The 21988-nt window shown below is 39.2% G+C and carries 17 protein-coding genes; 6 read left to right on the top strand and 11 right to left on the bottom strand.

Annotated features, from left to right (window positions below; genetic code table 11):
- Window positions 1–4 precede the first annotated feature (4 nt).
- From alaS to CWB78_RS07335, 4 genes are all read right to left on the bottom strand, one after another.
- Window positions 5–2605 (bottom strand): alanine--tRNA ligase, encoded by a 2601-nt coding sequence (alaS, locus tag CWB78_RS07350; protein ID WP_138594885.1) that lies wholly within the window; start codon window positions 2603–2605, stop codon window positions 5–7.
- A 19-nt stretch (window positions 2606–2624) separates the two neighbouring features.
- On the bottom strand, window positions 2625–3077 hold the full coding sequence (locus CWB78_RS07345; protein WP_010390806.1) for a regulatory protein RecX: 453 nt from the start codon (window positions 3075–3077) through the stop codon (window positions 2625–2627).
- Window positions 3077–3865 carry a BPSS1780 family membrane protein gene (locus CWB78_RS07340; protein ID WP_010390805.1) on the bottom strand — a complete coding sequence of 263 codons (789 nt, stop codon included), beginning with the start codon at window positions 3863–3865 and terminating at the stop codon, window positions 3077–3079. Before CWB78_RS07340 ends, CWB78_RS07345 begins: the two co-directional genes overlap by 1 nt.
- A 353-nt stretch (window positions 3866–4218) precedes the next feature.
- Entirely contained in the window at window positions 4219–4842 is a 624-nt protein-coding gene (locus CWB78_RS07335) for a GTP cyclohydrolase II (RefSeq protein ID WP_010390804.1), read from the bottom strand.
- Between the two features lie 232 nt (window positions 4843–5074).
- Between CWB78_RS07335 and CWB78_RS07330 the strand changes: the two genes are divergently transcribed.
- Window positions 5075–6172, top strand: coding sequence for a TonB family protein (locus CWB78_RS07330; RefSeq protein WP_138594883.1), 1098 nt, complete (start codon window positions 5075–5077; stop codon window positions 6170–6172).
- A gap of 40 nt (window positions 6173–6212) precedes the next feature.
- On the opposite strand, the gene CWB78_RS07325 is transcribed toward CWB78_RS07330, so the two are convergent.
- The 3 genes from CWB78_RS07325 to CWB78_RS07315 are packed head-to-tail and all read right to left on the bottom strand — an operon-like array spanning window position 6213 to window position 7892.
- Window positions 6213–6665 (bottom strand): low molecular weight protein-tyrosine-phosphatase, encoded by a 453-nt coding sequence (locus CWB78_RS07325; protein WP_054202269.1) that lies wholly within the window; start codon window positions 6663–6665, stop codon window positions 6213–6215.
- Window positions 6666–6705: 40 nt separating this feature from the next.
- A complete protein-coding gene (locus CWB78_RS07320; protein ID WP_054202270.1) occupies window positions 6706–7359 on the bottom strand; it encodes a glutathione S-transferase family protein in 654 nt (217 codons plus the stop codon).
- Window positions 7360–7385: 26 nt separating this feature from the next.
- Entirely contained in the window at window positions 7386–7892 is a 507-nt protein-coding gene (locus tag CWB78_RS07315) for a DUF3087 domain-containing protein (RefSeq protein WP_054202271.1), read from the bottom strand.
- Between the two features lie 214 nt (window positions 7893–8106).
- Between CWB78_RS07315 and CWB78_RS07310 the strand changes: the two genes are divergently transcribed.
- Window positions 8107–9264, top strand: coding sequence for a PA0049 C-terminal domain-containing protein (locus tag CWB78_RS07310; RefSeq protein ID WP_138594881.1), 1158 nt, complete (start codon window positions 8107–8109; stop codon window positions 9262–9264).
- 248 nt (window positions 9265–9512) lie between these two features.
- Window positions 9513–12761, top strand: coding sequence for a methyl-accepting chemotaxis protein (locus CWB78_RS07305; protein WP_138594879.1), 3249 nt, complete (start codon window positions 9513–9515; stop codon window positions 12759–12761).
- Window positions 12762–12855: 94 nt separating this feature from the next.
- Here CWB78_RS07305 and kynU read toward each other — a convergent pair whose 3' ends face one another.
- From kynU to CWB78_RS07290, 3 genes are all read right to left on the bottom strand, one after another.
- Entirely contained in the window at window positions 12856–14091 is a 1236-nt protein-coding gene (gene kynU / locus CWB78_RS07300; protein WP_138594877.1) for a kynureninase, read from the bottom strand.
- Window positions 14092–14093: 2 nt separating this feature from the next.
- On the bottom strand, window positions 14094–14924 hold the full coding sequence (locus tag CWB78_RS07295; RefSeq protein WP_138594875.1) for an alpha/beta hydrolase: 831 nt from the start codon (window positions 14922–14924) through the stop codon (window positions 14094–14096).
- A gap of 123 nt (window positions 14925–15047) precedes the next feature.
- Window positions 15048–16349, bottom strand: coding sequence for a metal-dependent hydrolase family protein (locus CWB78_RS07290; RefSeq protein ID WP_138594873.1), 1302 nt, complete (start codon window positions 16347–16349; stop codon window positions 15048–15050).
- A 219-nt stretch (window positions 16350–16568) separates the two neighbouring features.
- Between CWB78_RS07290 and CWB78_RS07285 the strand changes: the two genes are divergently transcribed.
- From CWB78_RS07285 to CWB78_RS07275, 3 genes are all read left to right on the top strand, one after another.
- The gene (locus tag CWB78_RS07285) at window positions 16569–18263 is read left to right on the top strand and encodes a GGDEF domain-containing protein (RefSeq protein ID WP_010390789.1); all 1695 of its coding nucleotides are present in this window, start codon (window positions 16569–16571) and stop codon (window positions 18261–18263) included.
- A 147-nt stretch (window positions 18264–18410) separates the two neighbouring features.
- The gene (locus tag CWB78_RS07280) at window positions 18411–20591 is read left to right on the top strand and encodes a GAF domain-containing hybrid sensor histidine kinase/response regulator (RefSeq protein WP_138594871.1); all 2181 of its coding nucleotides are present in this window, start codon (window positions 18411–18413) and stop codon (window positions 20589–20591) included.
- A gap of 238 nt (window positions 20592–20829) precedes the next feature.
- Entirely contained in the window at window positions 20830–21138 is a 309-nt protein-coding gene (locus CWB78_RS07275; protein WP_138594869.1) for a hypothetical protein, read from the top strand.
- Between the two features lie 23 nt (window positions 21139–21161).
- On the opposite strand, the gene CWB78_RS07270 is transcribed toward CWB78_RS07275, so the two are convergent.
- Window positions 21162–21755, bottom strand: a complete 594-nt coding sequence (locus tag CWB78_RS07270) for an acyl carrier protein phosphodiesterase (RefSeq protein WP_138594867.1) — start codon at window positions 21753–21755, stop codon at window positions 21162–21164.
- Window positions 21756–21988 lie beyond the last annotated feature (233 nt).

Below are 21988 nucleotides of genomic sequence, written 5' to 3'. Positions count from 1 at the left end.
AAGCTTAAGTACGCTCAGTTAACCAAGCTGTTACACTATCAAGTGCTGCAGTTAAGTTTTGTGGCTCAGAACCACCCGCTTGCGCCATATCTGGACGACCGCCGCCTTTACCACCTACTTGGCCTGCCATGTGGTTAACTAACTCACCCGCTTTTACTTTACCGGTTAAGTCTTTAGTTACACCCGCAATTAGGCTTACTTTATCACCGCTGGCAACACCTAAAGCAATAACGCCTGAGCCAATCTTATTTTTAAGATCATCAACCATGCCACGAAGCGCTTTTGATTCAGTTCCTTCAACGTTGGCAACTAACAATTTAACTCCATTAATTTCAACCACTGAATCAAGTAACGATGCACCTGCCGCACTGGCTAGTTTATCGTTAAGTTGGGCAACTTGCTTTTCAAGTCCTTTCGACTTTTCAAGTAAGGCAGTTACTTTTTCAAGTACTGACGCACTGTCACCTTTTACAAGCGCTGCAACATCTGCTAATTGCTGTTCTTGTTCATTAACATAAGCGATTGCTTCTGCACCGGTTACCGCTTCAATACGACGAACACCGGCAGCAATTCCGCTTTCAGATACAATTTTGAATAAACCAATGTCACCTGCACGCTCTACGTGTGTGCCACCACAAAGCTCAATTGAGTAATCACCTATGGTTACTACACGTACTTCGTCATCGTACTTTTCGCCAAACAATGCCATAGCACCTTTTGCTTTAGCATCATCAATTGCCATTAGCTCAGTATTAAGTGCAAAGTTACGACGAATTTCGTCATTTACTACACGTTCAATTTCGCGCAGTTCTTGTTTGGTTACCGCTTCAAAATGTGAGAAGTCAAAACGCAGGCGATCTGGCTGCACAAGTGAGCCTTTTTGCGATACGTGCTCACCTAAAAGCTGACGCAATGCTTCATGTAAAATGTGCGTAGCTGTGTGATTTTTCTTAATGCTTTCACGACGCGCATCGTCAATAGTCGCATCCACTTTATCGTTAACGCCAATACGCCCTTGAACTGCTCCATGATGAGCAAAAGCATTACCCAATTTAGTGGTATTCGTTACATTAAACTCACCACCGGCAACAGTAATTGTTCCGCTATCACCAATTTGGCCGCCTGATTCAGCGTAAAACGGAGTACGGTCTAAAACAATAATACCTTGCTGACCATCTTCTAATAATGATACAGATTCGCCACCGGCAAAAATTTCTACCACTGTGCCACGGTAATGATTGCTATCGTAGCCTTTAAAATCAGTGTGCTTATCTGATTTTAATTGCTCGTTATAATCTGCACCAAATTTGCCCGCTTGCTGTGCTGTTTTACGTTGCACTGCCATGCATGCTTCAAAACCTTGATGGTCAATGGTCATTTGGCGCTCACGCGCTACATCGGCTGTTAAATCGGCAGGGAAACCATAGGTATCGTAAAGTTTAAATACTAAGTCACCTGGGATCACATCCCCGGTTAAATCACTTAAGCTTTCTTCTAAAATAGCTAAACCACGCTCAAGCGTTTTACCAAACTGCTCTTCTTCAATACGCAGTACTTTTTCAATAATTTCTTGTTGCTTAGCAAGCTCTGGGTACGCTTGACCCATTTGCTCAATAAGTGCAGCAACCAATTTATAGAAAAACGCGCCTTTAGCACCTAACTTATTACCGTGACGTACTGCACGACGAATAATACGACGCAATACATAACCACGGCCTTCATTTGATGGCATAACCCCATCTGAAATTAAAAACGCACACGAACGAATATGATCCGCCACCACGCGAAGCGACTTATCATCCATATCTTGTGCATTGGTAACGCTTGCAGCTGCGGCAATTAAGCCTTGGAATAAATCGATTTCGTAGTTTGAATGCACACCTTGTAAAATAGCTGAAATACGCTCAAGGCCCATACCTGTATCAACAGACTGCTTAGGAAGTGGCTCCATAGTCCCGTCGCTTTGACGGTTGTATTGCATAAATACTAAGTTCCAAATTTCAATGAAACGGTCGCCATCTTCTTCAGGAGTGCCCGGAGGACCACCCCAAATGTGCTCGCCGTGATCATAAAATATTTCAGAACATGGACCACAAGGGCCGGTATCACCCATAGACCAAAAATTATCGCTCGTTGCAATACGAATAATACGATCTTCAGGTAAACCTATATCGTTAGCCCAGTAGCCAAAGGCTTCTTCGTCATCATGGTAAATGGTCACTAACAGCTTTTCTTTTGGTAGTTTTACAACTTCAGTTAAAAACTCCCACGCAAATTTAATTGCATCTTGCTTAAAGTAATCACCAAAGCTGAAATTACCTAGCATTTCGAAAAAGGTATGGTGACGTGCTGTGTAACCAACATTTTCTAAATCGTTGTGTTTACCACCAGCACGCACACAACGCTGAGAGCTAGTTGCGCGTGTATAAGGGCGGCTTTCGGCGCCTAAAAATACATCTTTAAATTGCACCATACCGGCATTATTAAATAACAACGTGGCATCGTTACCCGGTATAAGCGAACTAGAAGGAACAACTTGATGTTGTTTGCTGGCAAAAAAGTCTAAAAACTGTTGCCTAATTTGTGCGGTAGTCATGTGCTGCATGTGAAAGTCTCACCTGTATTTACTGTGCTTGCATTGCAAAATTTATTTGATCATAGCTAAAACCTCGATACATTAAGTAGCGCACGCGCTTAGCTTTTTCTTTGTACTCGAGGTCTGCCGGTGTCGTTGAATATTTTTTGTTGTACGCTTCCTGCGCGAGCTCAAACCAATCTATTTCCAGCTCATCAACCACTGTTTCAAGCAGTGCTCTATCAATCCCTTTACTCATGGCCTCACTTTGAATTCGCTTTAAGCCATGGCATTTAAATATGTGTTTTCTGACAAACCCTTCACAGTAACGCTGCTCGTTAATAAAATTGTGCTTTTCACACCAATCAAGCAGGTTTTCTATGAACTCGTCGGTTGCTTCTCTTTGCTGTAACTTTTGGGTTAACTCACGGCGCGAATACTCTTGCCGACCAAGCAACCAAAGCACATAGTTTTTTAACTTTTGTTTTAACGTATCATCCATTAAGCGTCAAAGCGTCCGCTTTGCTCGCTACTTAAAGGCTTAATGTTACTGTCATCACTTGGTGGCACAACGGGCATAAAAATAGCCTGATAAGATACAAAGAAACTAATGTAGCAAATTGGCATTAAAATCAACAGCGGTAGTAGCGATAAGAACATCGACAACACCATTAATAATGCGCAAATAATACCATAAACACTTAATGGTAAAATATTATAATAAAACACCATAAACGAACTTTTTAAGGCATTTAAAATACGTTGCTCTTTATTAAAATAAACCAGCGGTACTGCATAGGCAAACGAAGTAAAGTAAATAGAGAGCGCAATTAAAAACAATGCCACGTTAGCAAGCGAAATACTCTCAAGCATTTGGCTAACAGCAGTATTTGGATCTAGGCCAGGCTGCGTCATAACCGCCATTGCATCAGCAAATAACCCATTGGCGAGCAAGGCAATTAAAATACCGGCACCCATTTGATAAAGCGCTAAGCGAAATAAGCCTAACCGATTTCCTTTGGCTGAAAAGGGCTTCAAAATGTCGGCTAACATAATTTTTCCGCCCTGCTGCTTGGTAAGCACGGCTTGATAAAAACCAGCGGTTAAAAATGGTGTAGCCAATGCTGCAGCTATTTGTAATACCGGCAAAAATAACGACAACAAGCCAACAATGCCAATAAACAAATGCATAAAAATAAAAGTTAATGGCTGAGTTTTAAAAATTAGCCAACCCGCTTTAAACCATTTTAATGCCGCATCAGCTTTAAAAATTCGTAATTGTGTAGACATACTTGCTCTTAATTAAAACAAAACACGCCGAGTATAACTCGGCGCTGGTTGGTATTACATAGGTGGCGGCGATAAATGCCGTTAATATTAGGGTCTGTTGCCCTTTACGGATTAAAATTTGTTCAAACTAGGGGCGATTTAATCGCGGCGCGAGGTTTGTAACCTAGTGGGCTAAGTCAAAACCGAGCAACAAAGAGTAAATCGCCCCTAGGCAGAACCCTTCGGGCAGCGCCTGTTTGGCATTGATGCTGCGTTATCGCCTATTTATGGGGAATAACCACACCACATAGGCTCTGCCTTGCCTAAATACCAAACAGACTGCTGCAAATTCAACCTTGAAAGGTCAACAGACCCTAAGGTTTTTTAATTTTCTTAATATCTAGCATGTGAGAGCCATGCTTAATCTTTGTCTCTAAATACGCTTTATTACCTGAAAGCCCAGCTTTAATGTGAGCATGAGTACCCACAACAGAATCAACTTCTATACCTGCATCTTTTAATGCATTGAGCTTTTTAGGGTTATTAGTCATTAATTTAACGTGCTTTAAATTAAGCGCATTGAGCATTAACACTGCATCTGAAAAGTCACGTAAGTCATCAGCAAAACCTAAATGGTTATTAGCTTCGTAAGTATTCATACCTTGTGATTGCAGTACATACGCATCAATTTTATTATATAAACCAATACCACGCCCTTCTTGGCGTAAATAAAGTAAAATACCGCCCTGCTCATGCATCATTTCAATACACTCGTTTAACTGCTCACCACAATCACAGCGTGACGAATGAAATACATCACCGGTTAAACATTCAGAATGCATACGAATAAGTGGGACACCTTGCTGGGTATCGGCGTTATTAAATACTAAAGCAACATGCTCTTGGCCATCTTTTAAGCCACTAAACGAGATAATTTCTGCAGGAATATCACTATTTTTGCCAACATTAAGCTGGACTCTTGCTCTTACTTGCGCCACGACCAATCCAAATATTAAAAAACTACGACACGATAAAGTGATAATATCACAAAAGTTCAAAATTGGATCGTAGTACACCCTAAGTAATGTCAAATATATTGCGACGACAGCGGCTATTTTCAATATGTAAGCATAAATATATTAGCAACGCATATTTACCTTGGTTTACCTAAAATGATGACATACACATAAGGATTTGCTAATTTACCACCGACAAATAATAGGGATCATTATGAAACTAAATAAACGTGTATTACTGATGGGCTTAAGTTTATCTGTATTAAGCACCATGTCATTTGCCGAACAAGCAAGTAACGCTCAAGCCGTTTTTAACGACGCGTATCAAAATTACTTAAATGCGATTAAAACCAAAGAAAATGTGCAACAAGCCGCGGAGCAGGCTTACACATTAGGTAAAACTGTTTACGGTGAGAATGCTGATAACACCGCAAACTTAGCGATTAACTATGCAAAATCAATTAATCGATACGGTAAACAGTGGATTGAAAAGCGTTTTTCGCTCTATCAACAAGCCTATACTATTTTAGTTAATAACCATGGTAAGCAATCGCCTGTAACCATTGATGCTTTAGTCGGTATGGCTAGTTTTGCCCCTTCTGCTCAAAAAGCGGATTATTATTTAGAGCAAGTGATAGCAATCGCAAATACACAAAACAACCCTAAGTTTGTGGCCGATATGAAATTAGAAGCGGCAACCATACTAGCTAATAAATTCAGCTATGAAAAATACCGAGAAGCTAAAAACTACCTAGAAGAAGCCGATGAGTATTATCTGGCTAACTTACCTAAAAACTCAGTTGAACAAATAAAAGCTGATTTTTTAATGGCGTCATTTGCGGAAGGTCGAAAAAGATACGATCAAGCAATAGAACGACTTAACCGTGTAGTAAATGTGTTTGATGAAAGCTTAAGTTACGATCATAACGCCGAGCTTACCGCACACTCAAGATTAATTAGCTTGTATGAAAAACAAGGCAAAAGTGATGAAGCCACCAAACACTGCATCGCGATTGCTAAAATGGTGCCGTGGAAAGAAAGCCAAGAGCAAACGCCGCTATACCGCGTTAACCCTAAATACCCTACAAACAAAGCGCGCTTTCGTAAAGATGGAAAAGTCGTTATGGAGTTTGAAGTGGATGAGTCTGGCTTTGTAAAAAATCCGCAAGTACTTAGTTCTGAAGGTGGCGTGGCCTTTGAAAAATCGGCAGTAGAAGCATTAGCGCAATGGCGTTATGCACCTAAGTTTGAACATGGAAAAGCCGTTGCAGCAACTTCCAAAGTACAGCTCGACTTTAAAGTAAACCGTTAATAACATACCAAAGGCGCTTTAAGCGCCTTTTTAGTTTATTCTACTTTAACTTAGCTAAAATGTTATCGCTGGCGGCCTCTATTAAATCAAGTACCTTTTCAAAGCCATCATCACCGCCATAGTAAGGATCGGGAATTGCGCTTTGTGCTTGCTCGCCATACTCTAAAAACAACGCAAGCTTGTATTGTAAATGCTCGGGGCAACGTGCAGTTAAATCTGCGAGGTTTTGCGTATCGGCTGCTAAAATTAAATCAAACTCGCTAAAATCACTACTGCGCACCTTGCGCGAAAAAATACCTTTAAAACTATAACCGCGTTTTTCACCAGCCTGCATAGAGCGTCTATCAGGCGGATTACCTTCGTGGTGCCCAATAGTCCCAGCCGAGTCCACTAGCAAATCAATGCCTAACTCTTTAGCGCGAGCTTTTAATACCGCCTCAGCCGTCGGTGAGCGACAAATATTACCCAAACAAACAATCAGTACTTTTTTCACTTATAGCTCCTAAGCTTTTGCAAAAAATCAGTAATAAACGTTATTTTAATGAGGCTAATATTTTTTGCTCGCCTTCAAGCATTGTGTGCATGGCAGTGCCCTGTTTTACACGGCTATGCAATGCTGCAAGATTAGGCCAGCGCGACTCATCAAGTTGCTCACCACCATGCTCCATATTCATTAATTGGCAGCTCACAGCAATGTCGGCAAGAGTAAAGCTGTTACCAACAAAAAATTCGTTATTACCTAAATAACCTTCTAAATAATCAAATAAAGGCGGTAATTTTTCATTTAATGCACTTTGCACTAATACTTCATCGGTTGGCTTTTGCATTGTAGGAGCAATAATACGCTGCTGAAATACCGTAAATGTTGTCAGTGGAGCCAGCTCGTAATCTGCGTATTTTTCTAGCCAGCGAACAGCTGCACGTTGCTCTATAGTATCACCGAGTAAAGCCGATGAATTAAGGTATTTTTCATCAAGGTATTGGCAAATAACGCTAGAATCCGCCAAGTTTAACTCGCCATCTTTTAGCGCCGGAATACGCCCCAACGGGTTAATTTCTAAAAACCAGTCAGGCTGATTAAACGGCGAGACTATTTCGAGTTTATAGTCCAGTTGCTTAAGCGTTAAACACACACGTACTTTTCGTACATAAGGAGAAAGCGGGACACCATAAAGAATTATGCTCATTGTTATTCCTGTAAATTAAAACCACTTTAAAACTGCTTTAAAATTGCATCATTGTAGTCATCAGCATTTAAGGTTAAGTTGAACTTGGCCGCAACGCTATCTAACTCGGCTTGTTTAATCGCTAAATCATCCATAGTGATGGTGTTATCGTCAAGCTGCCATAATAATCGTGAGCCCGCATAACTATAGTGAATGGCTAATAGCGCATCAGGATTACCTTCTCGTCCCGCCGCTTTTAGCTTAGCCATTTTACGAGTGATTTTATTAAGCGCTTTTTTAAGCTCCCACACATACACCACCTCACTCATAAAAGGATGTGTTCGGTATTTATTTAACAACCAGCCTATGCCAATACTCGTAACAATTACGCCTAATAAGTTCCAATGAAAATGACTGCCACTTTCATCGGGAAATAATGCAATTAAGGTTTGTGAAATTGCTAAACTGCCCACGGCTAAACCTGCTGCACAGCCGACAATAACGCGATTTAAATGTTTACGATAACGTGCTTTATCTATTTGAATAAGTTGCATAGCTGCCTAAAAGTAAAAAACTAAAAAATACACAGCCCCATTGTAGCTAAACCCATCACAGAGTTAAGACTCTTTTTTAATAAAATACCCGTAGTTTTTGATTTAGCGCCTGTTTTATACTGCTTTCAACATAAAACCAACCAACGATTTTATTTGCACCCACATATTAGGCATAGGATAGTAGGCAACAAATACGACTTAGTATAGGAACATCATGATAAAAACACTGATTGCCACAAGTTTAATATTTTCTTCTTTTAGTACTTTAGCCAATTTAAACACACCGCTAACCCCAGAAGAATTGCGAATTGAAAAAGCCAGCCAAGCGATGCCAGCCGTACTAAGCGCTTTTGCCAGCGAAGTTAATCAATTTGAGCAGCAATTCAAGTCACTCTCAAGCTATGCACAAGCCGTAGATGCCGTTAATGACTACTCAAAACGATTATGGTTTAGTGCAAAAAAACGCATCGCTACAACGCAAAACTTAGATGATCGCGCGCTTTATTGGGCTCGCTTACAATCAAGTAAAATAATTCGTACCACAAAACCTGCATTTTCGCTGAGCGCTGCGCAGCAAACAGTGTTATTAACATTGCTAGAAAACGGAAGCCGAGGTCGCACAGATCTAAGCTACTCACAAAACACCACTAAAAAGATACTACTAACTGGGTTTGACCCATTTTTACTTGATAGAAATATAAACCAAAGTAACCCATCAGGCGTGGCTGCGTTGCTTCTTGATGGCCAAGTAATAAACTATAAAGGGATTAGTGCTGAAATAAACACTGTAATGGTGCCTGTGCGTTATGAAGACTTTGATCAAGGCATTATAGAATCCTTACTTGCCCCTTATTACGCTCTTAATAAAGTTGATATGGTCGTTACCGTTAGCATGGGCCGCAAAGACTTTGATCTTGAACGCTTTCCAGGTAAGCGCCGCAGTGTAACAGCCCCCGACAACGCCAATATAGTGTATGGAGGTACCAAAACAGCGCCGCTCATTCCAAGCTTAAACGACCGCCCATTACCCGGTACTGAGTTTGTAGAATTTAGCTTACCTGTTAGCACTATGCTAAAGGCAAAAGGCCCTTTTGCGATTAATGATAATCATCATGTTATTACCCTCAAAAAAGACTTTGAGCCTAGCAGTTTTGACGAATTAAAAGAGGCAACTGCAGTACGTGGCGGTGGCGGTGGTTACCTGTCTAACGAAATTTCGTACCGCAGTATTCGGCTGCGTAATCAGCTAAATTCAGATATTCCGACTGGGCATATTCACACCCCTCGAATTGCCCAGTTTGAACCCGAAACCGAAGCTAAAATAGTCAAGCAAATTCAAGCTATGTTAGAGCGAAGTTTAGTCGCGCTCTAACATCGTTTGCTTTTTTAGCGTTAAAACATCAATTAAATAGTAAAGCGTAGGAGCACTTAAGTACTTCTACGCTTTATTGCTTTTAAACCGCTAAAAAAGCATGCTGCAATTACATTAAAATTAAAAGTGCTTTGTATCAGCTTTGGCTATTTTGTAATAAAAACTCATTACTTTAATTATTAACTAGATCTTCACAAATTGTGTTCTATGCTCATTTGAGGTTCAGACCTTATTACAGGGACATAGTAATGCTCATAATTAACCACTTTTTTAATTCATTAAACTTAACAAAAAAACTCATCTCCGCTTTTTTAGTTGTTGCCCTAGTGCCAATAACAATAATTATTATTGTCGCAATTAATACAGCTTCAAACTCGATGACAGAACAGGTTTATTCGCGTTTAGACGCTGTGAGTAAAGTAAAACAAAGCGCTGTTAAACGCTATTTTAACAACATTGAAAAAAAGCTTAATGCGCTGCAAGCAAATCCAGAAATGGCCAATATTGCGACAAAGTTTATAGATGGATTTAATAATACCTCCCCTTCAACCTCATCAGAGTCTCTAAATCGCTTTTATAAAGAGTCTTTTGCTCCAAAATTTAAACAGCTAAACCCAACAGATACAGTTTCTTCATCTCTATTAAAGCAAATGAATCCAAAAAGTATTGAGCTGCAATCTCGTTATCTAGCTAATAACCCAAACCCAATCGGTGAAAAACAAAAACTAACCACCACCGAGCAATCAGACTCTTACGAGCAAGCGCACCGCCAATATCACCCTTATCTACGCGATATGACTAATATAAATAAGTTCTACGATATTTTCATTATCGACCCAGCAAATGGCAATATTGTTTACTCTGTTTATAAAGAAGTAGACTTTGCAACATCGCTGCAAACAGGCCCCTACGCTAAAAGTAATTTAGCGAACCTATTTAGACAATTAAAAGACAGCAGCAACCCACAAAAAATTGCTTTTGCAGATTATAAACAGTACTCCCCTTCATATAATGCCCCTGCAAGCTTTATAGGAAAGCCTATTGTTGTTGATGGTAAAACGGTTGCTATTTTAGCTGCCCAATTATCGATTGAAGATATTAATTCAATTATGAAAGAACGCGACGGGTTGGGCGAAAGCGGAGAAACCTACCTTGTTGGCCCTGAAGGGTTAATGCGCTCTGACTCGTATATTGATCCGAAAAACCACTCTGTAGAAAGCTCATTTAGAAACCCAAATAAAGGCACTGTAAATACCTTATCTGTAATCAAAGCACTAAAAAATGAAAAAGGGCAGCATGTTATAAATGACTATAACAATGAAATGGTGCTATCTGCATTTGCACCTGTAAATGTATTTAATGTTCGCTGGGCACTTATAGCAGAAATGGACGAACAAGAAGCTTTTGAGTCAATAACGACTCTTTCCCAACTACTCATTGTGATACTTTTTGTCACTATTTTTATTGTTACTATTGCCGCATATTGGTTTGCGCGAACACTCACAAAACCAATACATGCACTAGCTGATACGATGAAAAAAGTTGAACAACAAGGTGACTTTTCATTACGAGCAACTGTCTATTCAAGCGATGAAATAGGCGTTAGCACTCAAGCATTTAACACTCTTCTTGATGCGCTGCAGTTATCTATTAGTGAAACAAATCGCGTTATGAATCAAATGGCTGCGGGTAAATTTGATCAACGTATTGAAGCACCATGTCGAGGAGAGTTAGCTACGTTAAAACAAGCAACCAACGATTGCGCAAGTTCACTAAACGGGGCAATAAACGAATTAAATAACATTGCGATTGCTATGGCTGATGGTCAATTTGATATTCAAATTAATGCCTCAATGTCAGGCGAATTAGGCACCTTAAAAAGTAATATTAACCAATCGCTTTCCTCAATAAACAACACAATGAATAGTATCGTAGATATTATGGCTAACGTAGAGCAAGGTAACTTTAAAGAGCAAATTACCTATCCAGCTAAAGGAAAACTTGCCCAGCTAAAAGACAGCGTGAATAACTCAGTGAATAGCTTAAGTATTGCCATAGATGGTATTAGTGACGTTATGAGTGCATTACGACAGGGCCATTTTTCAGCGCAATTAGATGCCCCCTTAGCTGGACAGCTTGATATTTTAAAACAAGATATTAATTCCAGTATGGCTAATTTAAATAATGTAATGAATGAAATAGGTGAAGTCATGTCCTTTGTTAGTAAAGGTGACTTTAAAAAAATGATTAAAGGTGAAGCCAGCGGTCAACTTGAGCAGTTAAAAAGTAACATCAATACATCAATTACTGCTATTGATAATGCTCTAACTGAAATTTCATCAGTCATGCTAGCAATTAGTCAGGGGCGCTTTGATCATACTATTTCATCGACTATGACAGGCCAGCTAAATAGTTTAAAAACAGATATAAACCACTCAGTAACAAACCTTGAACATGTCATAAATGATCTTAATCAAGTGATGGCTGCAATGGCAAATGGCGATTTTTCTCATCAATTAAAACAACCATTGCAAGGCCAATTGGAAGATTTAAAAAATAATGTTAATGAGTCTACCTCATTAGTTTCATTAGCTATAAATGAAGTAAGTAGCGTTTTGTCAAACTTAGCTAAAGGTGACCTTACCAAAAATATAGAGGGGCAATATCAAGGCGTATTCAACACCCTAAAAAACGACACCAACGCGACCATCTTTAAATTAACCAATGTCATTCAAGAGATTCAAGTATCTGCTGGCCAGGTTATGCAAAATGCAGGTGAAATAGCTTCAAGTAATACTGAAATAAGTAAACGCACAGAAGAGCAAGCTGCCAACCTTGAAGAGGCAAGCTCAAGTACTGAGCAAATGCTAGATGAGCTAACTAAAGTATCTGAACAATCAAAAAGTGCCGTGGCATTGGCAAGCAATGCAGAGCAAATCGCTGAAGAAGGAAACCAATTATCAATACAGACTGTTAGCGCGATTGATGAAGTAAATGAAGCCAGTAAAGATATTAACGAAATACTTTCGGTTATTGACAACCTCGCTTTTCAAACTAACTTGCTATCACTTAATGCCGCCGTAGAAGCAGCTAGGGCTGGCGACCATGGAAGAGGCTTTGCTGTAGTCGCTAATGAAGTGGGTGATTTAGCGGGACGCAGTGCTAAATCTGCGAAGCAGATAAAAAGTATTATTGTAAATAGTAATCAAAAAATAGCACTTGGAACTGAATTAGCCGACACCTCAGGGAAAAAACTAAAACACATAATGCAAGCTGTTAGCGATGTTAGTAAAAATATAATACATATAGCGCACTCAACCTCCGCACAAGAGCAAGCAATTAAAGAGGTTAATCTTGTTGTACAACGGTTAACGGGGCTAACTCAGGCTAACTCAGCGATTACAGAAGAAACAATGGCGGCTGCGCGTCAAATGGCAGAACAAGCTACCGAGATGAGAGTACAACTTAATTACTTTCATCTAGAAAAGGAGCAATAATAACCTAAAGGCGCTGCTAGTGATTCTGCTAACGCTATGCCTTTTTTAACTTGAGAAACGCTATGAGCCATTATAATAATGGCTCATCATAAAGTTACGTCACTTTACCCGCTAAATTAAAACGTGGCTGGGTATATAGCTGGCTTTTAACTACCTCAGCTAAAATAGTTGCTGCCTGCCAAATCTCTTCAAACGAGGTGTAAAGAGGTGTAAAACCAAAACGTAAAATATTAGGCGCACGAAAATCTGCAATTACCCCTTTTTCAATTAACGCTTGGCATATAGCAAACGCATCGGTATGTGAAAATGCTAACTGGCTACCTCTTTGGCTCGAATTTTCAGTGGAACATAAGCGCAAATCACTTAAGCATGAATGTGTTTTTACTAATTTAATAAATACGTCAGCAAGTGCAATCGACTTTTCTCTTACTTGAGAAATGTCTACGTCTTGCCATACATCAAGAGCGGCATCTAAAGCACTCATCGCAATCACACTAGGTGTACCGCATAAATACTGATTTATAGTATCAGCACCTTGATATATTGCATCAAAAGCAAATGGTTTGGCATGACCCATCCAACCTGATAAGGGCTGCTTTACAGCAGCTTGGTGGCGTTTAGCCACATATAAAAATGCAGGTGAGCCTGGGCCACCGTTTAAGTATTTATAGCCACAGCCAACGGCAAAATCAGCATTACAGTTATCAAGTTCAACTTGTAAAGCTCCCGCACTATGGGCTAGATCCCATATCACCAAAATGCCTTTCTCGTGGGCTAACTGGGTGAGCTTTTGCATATCCAGCAACTGACCGGTTCTAAAGTTGACCTGCGTTAATAGCAACACAGCCACTGAATCATTAAGGTTTTGCTCAATACTTTGCTCTGCCACTAATTTAAGCTGACATAAGTCGGGGCCTAATAGCTCACTTAGCCCCTGTACCATGTATAAGTCAGTAGGAAAGTTATCCTCGGTGGATAACACCACATTTCGCTCAGGGTTTAACGATAATGCACTACTTAACAGTTTAAATAAGTTAACTGAAATCGAGTCACAACAAATCACTTGGCCTTTTGCTGCGCCAATAATCGGCGCTATTTTCTCTCCTACCAGAGTTGGTAAATCAATCCATTGGTGATCATTCCAACTTCTAATTAAATGGCTACCCCATTGCTGACTTACCACCTCAGCTACGCGCGATTTTACGGCTTTAGGCAAAGCCCCTAATGAGTTACCATCGAGATAAATAGTGTCTGCGGGTAAATCAAATTCATCACGTTTATTAGCCAGCGGATCGGCTTTATCAAGCGCTACAATCTCATTAAAATTCATTATTACTTCTCATTCAAATTTTGTATTAGTGTCTTAAATGCCTCAGAACCTGGGTGGATCCAATCAAAATGCCCCACACCATTTAGCATAACCACAGGTCGTTTAAGCTGCTCTAAATTAAAAGCTGGCACGATGGTATCTTGGTCACCTTGTAAAATAATACTCTGCGGATGAAGCGACTGCTCGCTCGGGTTCGCTTGCGTGTAAGCCTTGGGTTTATCAGTTGGCATACCTTGCATAAAATCCTTTGTCACTTTTTGACAGCTGTTATTACCGCGTGCATACGCTTTTATATCAGTAATAGGGGCTAAGCCAATAACCCCTTTGAGCTGATCAATTTCACCACCAGCAAGCAGAGCTAAATGCCCACCAGCGGAGTGTCCTACCGCAACCGAGTCAGCTAATTTAAACTCGCCATTATTATATTTACTTACCGCTAAAATTCCGGCTTTTACATCATTAAACGTTGTAGGCCAGCCACCACCGCTTGCGCCGCTTCTTCTATACTCTAAAGACCATACGTTAAAACCTGCTTGTGCAAGCCCCGTACTTAACGCATAGGTATGTTTAATATCGTATGCACTTAGCCAACAACCACCATGAAGTAAAATAACTAACGGGTTTTGCGGCTGGATTTGTTTTGCGCGCCAAAGTAATGCGAACTGCGATTCATTATCCCCATATGCTATTTTTTCATCCGCAGGGGTAAACCCCAATGAAGCCACACTTGCGTATGCCACATTATTATTTACATCAGGAAATTCAACTATCTGCGCGTTGGCATTAACCAAAAAAGGCCATACAACTAAAAATAAAACTATTAAGCTCTTCAAAATAAAAGACTTCCTTTATAACCTTAAAAGCGGTATGACCAAAAAACGCCAGCAGCCATTTATAAAATTTTTATACGACCTACCAGCGTTATTGCGTCATTATTAATAAAATAAATAGGGTATTTATTGGTGTTTAAAAATCGTGCCTTCTTTCATTACAAAATCGACATCCATTAAAGCGCTAATATCGCTAAGTGGGCTGGTGTCCAAAGCAATAATATCAGCAAACTTACCAGGCTCTATGGTGCCCAAGCGCTGGCTCATATCAATTAAATCAGCAGCATTGACGGTTGCCGATTTTAAAATATCAGCAGGAGTCATACCTGCTTGATGCATTAATACCGCTTCTTTTGCGTTAATGCCGTGCTTAGATACGCCACTGTCGGTACCAAATGCAATGTTTACCCCGGCCTTATAAGCCTTAGTAAAATTGTTGAGCATATCGCCCCCTACCCTAATTGCTTTGCTTTTAATTGGCGCAGACATAAAGTCACTGTTTTTTGCTAACCCAACTACGGTGTGCCCTGCAAGCAAAGTAGGGACTAAATAAGCCCCTGTTTCTTTAAATAATTTAATGCCTTCATCATCGGTGTAACTACCGTGCTCAATGCTATCAACGCCCGCACGTAATGCTGCATTAATACCTTGAGCGGCATGCGCATGACTAGCTACTTTTCGCCCTAAACCATGCGCTGTATCAACTACAGCTTTAAGTTCATCGTCTTGCATTTGCTGCCCTGTGCCCGTAGTAGTATCCGAAAGCACGCCACCGGTAGAAGCAACTTTAATTAAATCAGCCCCGTATTTAATTGCATAGCGAGTTTTTTTGCGGCATTCAATAGCGCCATCACACACTGTTGGCGGTGTTTTTATGGTGAGAAAATCAGGGCTCATACCATCAACATCTAAGTGTCCGCCAGTAATAGTAACGCCAGCACCAGCAATAATACGCGGCCCATCAACCCAGCCATTTTCTACGCCTTTACGTAATGCATACATTTGCTCGCTTTGACTTCCCACATCACGCACAGTAGTAAAGCCCGCCATAAGAGTTTTGTTAGCAAAATGCACACTGCGCATTGCTACATCTGCATCAGACATTTCCACCAGCTCTTTTTTATTATCAGGGCCAAGCTCACCTTGTAAATGCACATGCATATCCATAAGCCCTGGCATAACAAAGCGGGTCGATAAGTCGATTAACTGAGCATCTTCGCCAAATCGAGCTATGGGTAAAAAACCCGCAGATACCGAGAGCACTTTGCCATTTTCTATTACTATAGTTTGTTTTTGTTGTGGTTTTTCTCCGGGAATAGCCAATAACTCTCCGGCATGAATTACTTTAGTATTTGCATGTGCACTAGTAGCACAGAGATTAGCAGCGAAAAAAAACGAGGTAACAACACTCAATCGAAATATGTTCATTAAACTCTCCAGTGATTCGTTCTGCGTTAACAACAACGAAATAACGTTAAAATATTGTTATACAACCAATACCTTATCAGGAAAGTGATAAAAACAAACCTGAAATACACTTTTAGTAAGAATTCTGACCACTATTAACACTGTCTTGAACTGAAAAAATAAAAGAAGGTGTCTATACTCAACCTTATTGTTGTAATACTTTTCATATGTAGGGAGCTTATGGATATTAAAGACATAAATATTGCGCTGCTAGAAAAGTGTAATTTTCTTTTAATGGTATTTGATAATAATAATCAGCTTAGTTATCTTTCTCCAAGGTGGTCAGAGCTAAATGTTGCAGCTAAAAAAGTACCCACCATTGAAAGCCTTTATGGCTGTTGTACTACTGAAAGCAAAGCTCTATTACAACAACAAATTCTCGCACTAAAATCGCAACATAATGAGTTAGACCAATTTGATATTGAACTAACATTAGCAACCGATTACTCCATTAAACTAAATTGTTGCTTACACAGCGTGCAGCAAAACCAACACCAACATATGGTTTTAGTTTTTAACCAGCACTTTGCCCAAGTGTCGTCTGTTATTAGCAATAACGAATTACAAACCATCATAGAAAATGCCGGCGAAGTTTTAAAGGTAGGCTATTGGCAACTCGACTGTAAAACTAACCAATTATTTTGGACCGATGAAATTTATACCATTCATGGTGTTTCACCGAGTAACTATTCCCCTCAACTAGATACTGCAATAAATTTTTATCATGAAGATGACAAATCCAAAATAACAGATGCGGTCGAGCAAGCTCTTGCATGCGGACAAGAATGGAGTTGTATAAAGCTTCGTGTTGTAGACGACGATCTACAAGAGCGCACTGTAATATCAAGCGGCAATGTATCGAGAGATTTAAACGGTGAAATCACGAAGCTATATGGCATTTTTCAAGACATATCAGGGAGTGAAAAAATAGCTCTGGAGCGGGACTTTTTAGTTACTGCACTCAAAGAAACCACAGTAGGAATGGTGATTGCCGATAAAGACAAGCGTGTTATTTGGGTAAATGGCTCATTTGAAAGAATTACAGGCTACCCACTGAATCAAGTAGAAGGTAAAAAGCTTGGCTCTATTTTACAAGGTGAAAAAACTGATGCCAACACAATAGAGCAACTCAAAATTCATCTTAAAAAAGGGCTCCCCATAACTACAAGAATTTTAAACTACACAAAAAGTGGCGACCCTTATTGGAATGAACTGGCCATATCACCCATTTTTAGAGATGGAAAAGTAGCTTATTATTTTGCTGTTCAAAACGACGTAACCAAAGAAATAAACATAGAACACAAACTGATCGCGCTTAATACCAGTTTAGAGCAGCGTATTCAGGCGCGTACTCAAGAGCTCTCTTCTCTTAATCAAGAGCTAGAAAAACAAGCCAATATAGACCCACTTACAGGCTGTTTAAATAGACGAACTTTATACAGAACACTCAGCGATGAGCTATTAAAAACGCAGAATAAAAATACCTATATTTCGTTATTAATGCTCGACATAGACCATTTTAAAGCAATAAATGATAACTATGGTCACGAAGCTGGCGATTTAAGCTTAAAAGAGCTTACCAATACATTACGCGCTTTAACCAGAAAACAAGATTTTGTATTTCGCCTGGGCGGTGAAGAGTTTTTAATTATTATGCCCAACACAAACAAAGCAGAAGCTAAGCAAGCCGCTGAGCGAATAAAACACGCAGTAAATGAACATAAAGTTTACTATCGCAACTTTAATATTAGCTTTACGGTAAGTATTGGGCTACTTACTCATGATGGCTCTATCAGCTTACAAAACAGCTTAAAATATGTTGATGACTATTTATACGAGGCAAAAACGAAAGGCCGTAATAGAATTGTTGATTGAGCAGTTTTAAATCAATTAGCAAAAACTGTTAAGGTCATATAAGCTAACTACTTGAGTATAATAATTTAATTGCATTTTACGCTAGCGCATCCATTATTATTTTTATTCGATTACTCATTGTTAGGCACATCAAAACAAGGTTACATAATGATAAAAGCGTCAACACCTGAAGATGAACTATCACGGCTAAAAGACCTATATGAGTATGATGTTTTAGACACTGAAGCTGAGAAATCCTTTGACGACTTAACCCAGCTTGCATCTGATATTTGTGAAACGCCAATCTCACTAATAAGCCTTGTTGCTCCCGACAGGCAATGGTTTAAATCAAAGCAAGGTATTGATGTAGCCGAAACAGCCCGAGATATCTCGTTTTGTTCTCACGCAATTTTAGAAAACCAAGTGTTCGAAGTTCAAAATGCACTTACTGATACCCGCTTTCACGATAATCCCTTGGTTACAAACGACCCAAATATTCGCTTTTATGCAGGTGCACCTCTTATAACTCCTAGAGGCAATGCTATTGGTACGTTATGTGTTATTAGCGATAAGCCAAAAAAGCTCTCAAGCAAACAGATAAATGCACTCACGGTTTTGAGCAAAGAAGTTATTGCGCAATTAGAGCTTAGACTTAATAATAAAAAGCTAGTGATGGCATTAGAAAAACAAAAAGCACACAATAAAGAACTAGAAAAGTTAAAAGAAGAAGCTGATACAGCCAACAACACAAAAAGTAAATTTTTAGCAAATATGACTCATGAGTTGAGAACCCCATTACATGGGATTTTAAATTTAGCTGAGTTTGCCATATCAGAAGGCACAACAGAGGAAAAAGATAACACCTTAAAAAGTATATTAAAGTCAGCACATTACTTATCAAATATTGTAAACGATATTTTAGACTTTTCTAAAATTGAGGCTGGTAAATTAGAGATTGAACATATCAACTTCAATCTTAATGACGTTATTAGCGATGTAATAAAACCCCAGTTACAGCAAGCGTCTGCTAAAGGTATAAAACTTATTAAGTCGGTAGATCCTAAAATAGCAGAGAGTTTAAAAGGCGATCCTCTCCGGGTTTCGCAAATTTTAAATAACCTATGCTCAAATGCGATTAAATTTACCAAAACTGGTCAAGTCGAACTGAAAGTAAGTATTAAAAGCAGTACATTGCAAACACAATTACTCAAATTTGAAGTTATTGATACAGGCCTTGGCATTAATGAGACTGTTCAAGAACATTTATTTAAAGAGTTTCATCAGGCAGACTCATCAACTTCAAGAGAATATGGGGGGACAGGTTTAGGCTTATCAATTTGTGCTCGCTTAAGTGAATTAATGCAGGGGCAGCTTAGCTTTACCAGCAAAATAGGTAAGGGCTCCACATTTACCTACGAGCAAAACTTTGAGCTTGCTTTATTACCATCAGTAGCAAAGCAGGGCTCTGATATAACAAACCTGAAAGGTTGTACTTTATTAATTGCCGAAGATAATAAAATAAATCAGCTTATTATCGTTAAAATGCTCAAAGCACATAATGCTAATTTAATTATCGCAGAGGATGGTAAAGAATGTGTTAAGTACTTCAAAGAGCACTCGGTAGACTTAATTTTCATGGATATACAAATGCCTGAAATGGATGGCATAAAAGCCACACAGGCTATTAGAGCACTCCCTGCAGGTAAAACAGTTCCAATTATAGCTATGACAGCAAATACCCTAAAACAAGACATTGAGCATTATTTAGGTATTGGTATGGATGGCTACTTAACTAAACCGTTTGATAAAGCTAAGCTCAATAGCTTACTCAATGTTTATAATCCTAAAAACCTCAACTTAAAAAACTTAGCAGTAAAAATTAGCGATCCTAATGTTTCTAGTAACAGGAAACTAAAGCAAATATGCAAAGAGTTAAAAGCGCTTATTCCCAATGCTAATCGAGTCAGTCTGTGGTTATTTAATAAAGATTACAGTGCATTAAATTGCTTAGCTTGCCTTGATGAAAATGATGTTGTTTCAAATGGAACTGTTCTATACACAGAAAACTCCCCTGCTTATTTCAACTATATTTTAACCAACCAAGTACTCGACGCCTCCGACGCCAGAAATAACGACGTAACCAAGCCATTCTCTCACTCTTACTTTGAGCCGCTCAATATTTATTCTTTACTTGATTACATCTATATACTTGATAGCAAACCATTAGGTGTTATTTGTTGTGAAAGTGTAGGCTCAAAGGTAACTTGGAGTCATGCTGATAAAGAGTCGTTAATCAAAGTCGCAGACGTTACTAACTTGTTTTTATCAAAGCAGATCCAAGCCACATAAAAAATGCACTTAGAAGAAAAGTAACGACTAACTAATTAACCTGAACTTTGAATAAATAACCTATCTCAAGCAGAGTTCAAGGAAGTTAAATTAGATGTGAGAATCCAAAAGCCTTCGCACCTTATTAATTTGTTCTGCATATAACTAAAACTCAGGTTAACATTGTTGCCTGCCTAAAAGCTTGAGTATAATGCACTATTCCGGCTGTATTTTTAGCCTCTAAATTGGATCATCTCCCATGAAAAAACTATCTGCTGTGCAAGTAAAACAACAAGCACTCGTCCTCAGTGTTGCTGATAAAATAGAAGAACAAGGCCGTGCTGAAATCCCAGGTATGCTGCAATGCTGGTTCGATGTGGAATATCACTTATTTCCGGGCTCTTTACTGATGTGTTTTCAATTTGAAAACCAACAAGCATTAACTGCGGCAGAACCAGAGTTATTAAAATGGCAAAAGCGCTTAAGCGGCGCAATGCTTAAAAAAGGCGTGATTTTAAAAGATATGCGAAAACATTTAGTGTTTACCTTAAAAGGGCCTGACGACTAAACCACTTGTATTGAAAGCGCATTCTATTTTGGTGCGCTCTCCAAATTAAACTCATTAACGTGTTTAATTAACTCAGGGAAAAACGCTAAAAATAGCCCGTTTAGCTCACTGTAATGGCGGGTTATATCTTCAGCGGTGCCTGCAAAATTATTAGTAAAACGAATCTGTTTAGCAATATTATCAAGCGCCCGCCCAACCCCATCAACGCTTTCATACTCTTTAAACCAATCGTTTTGCGTCATACTGGTTACTACACGTTGCATTCGTGTAGGCATTACAGGTATACGCTTATCCAAAAACCCATAACTGGTGTGCTTAAAATCAATTAGTGATTGATTATTAAACTGCTGCCAATGCGCAATAAGAAAATGATCAAACACCACATCAACAGCCACGCCTGCAAAGCGCCTGCGCTTAGCTGAAAAAAGCTGTTTAGCTTCTTTAACTAAAGGATGTGTGTCAGTAAATTTATCCACTAAATAATGGTTATCTAGCGCACTTTTAACACTTGTAGGTATGTATGTTAGCTGCCGTTGACCACCAAAATCTCCCAGTAAGTTGCCAAAATGAGAATCAGCCGTAGGCTGTGCTAAATAAAGGTGGGCTAAGTAATTCAAGGTGATCTCAGCAGTTGATCAAAGTATTTAAATAATAACGTAGAATTCATTTTATGGAAGTGCAGTTTCATTAAGTTTTATTCTTCAAAACTATCTAACCAATTACAATTGTATTTTGATAATTCAGTAAAGAGTCAGGCCAACTTTGTTATCACTGTTGCTGCATTTTTTCGGTGCTGCTTGAGTCGTAAAACGCCTTGCTTAGCCTTTAATACTAAATGCTATTTTCTATT

The organism is Pseudoalteromonas sp. S1612, assembly GCF_005887175.1.
GTDB classification, from domain to species: Bacteria; Pseudomonadota; Gammaproteobacteria; order Enterobacterales; family Alteromonadaceae; genus Pseudoalteromonas; species Pseudoalteromonas undina.
The sequence above is the reverse complement of the archived record's forward strand: the minus strand, read 5'-3'. Positions and strand labels throughout refer to the sequence as shown.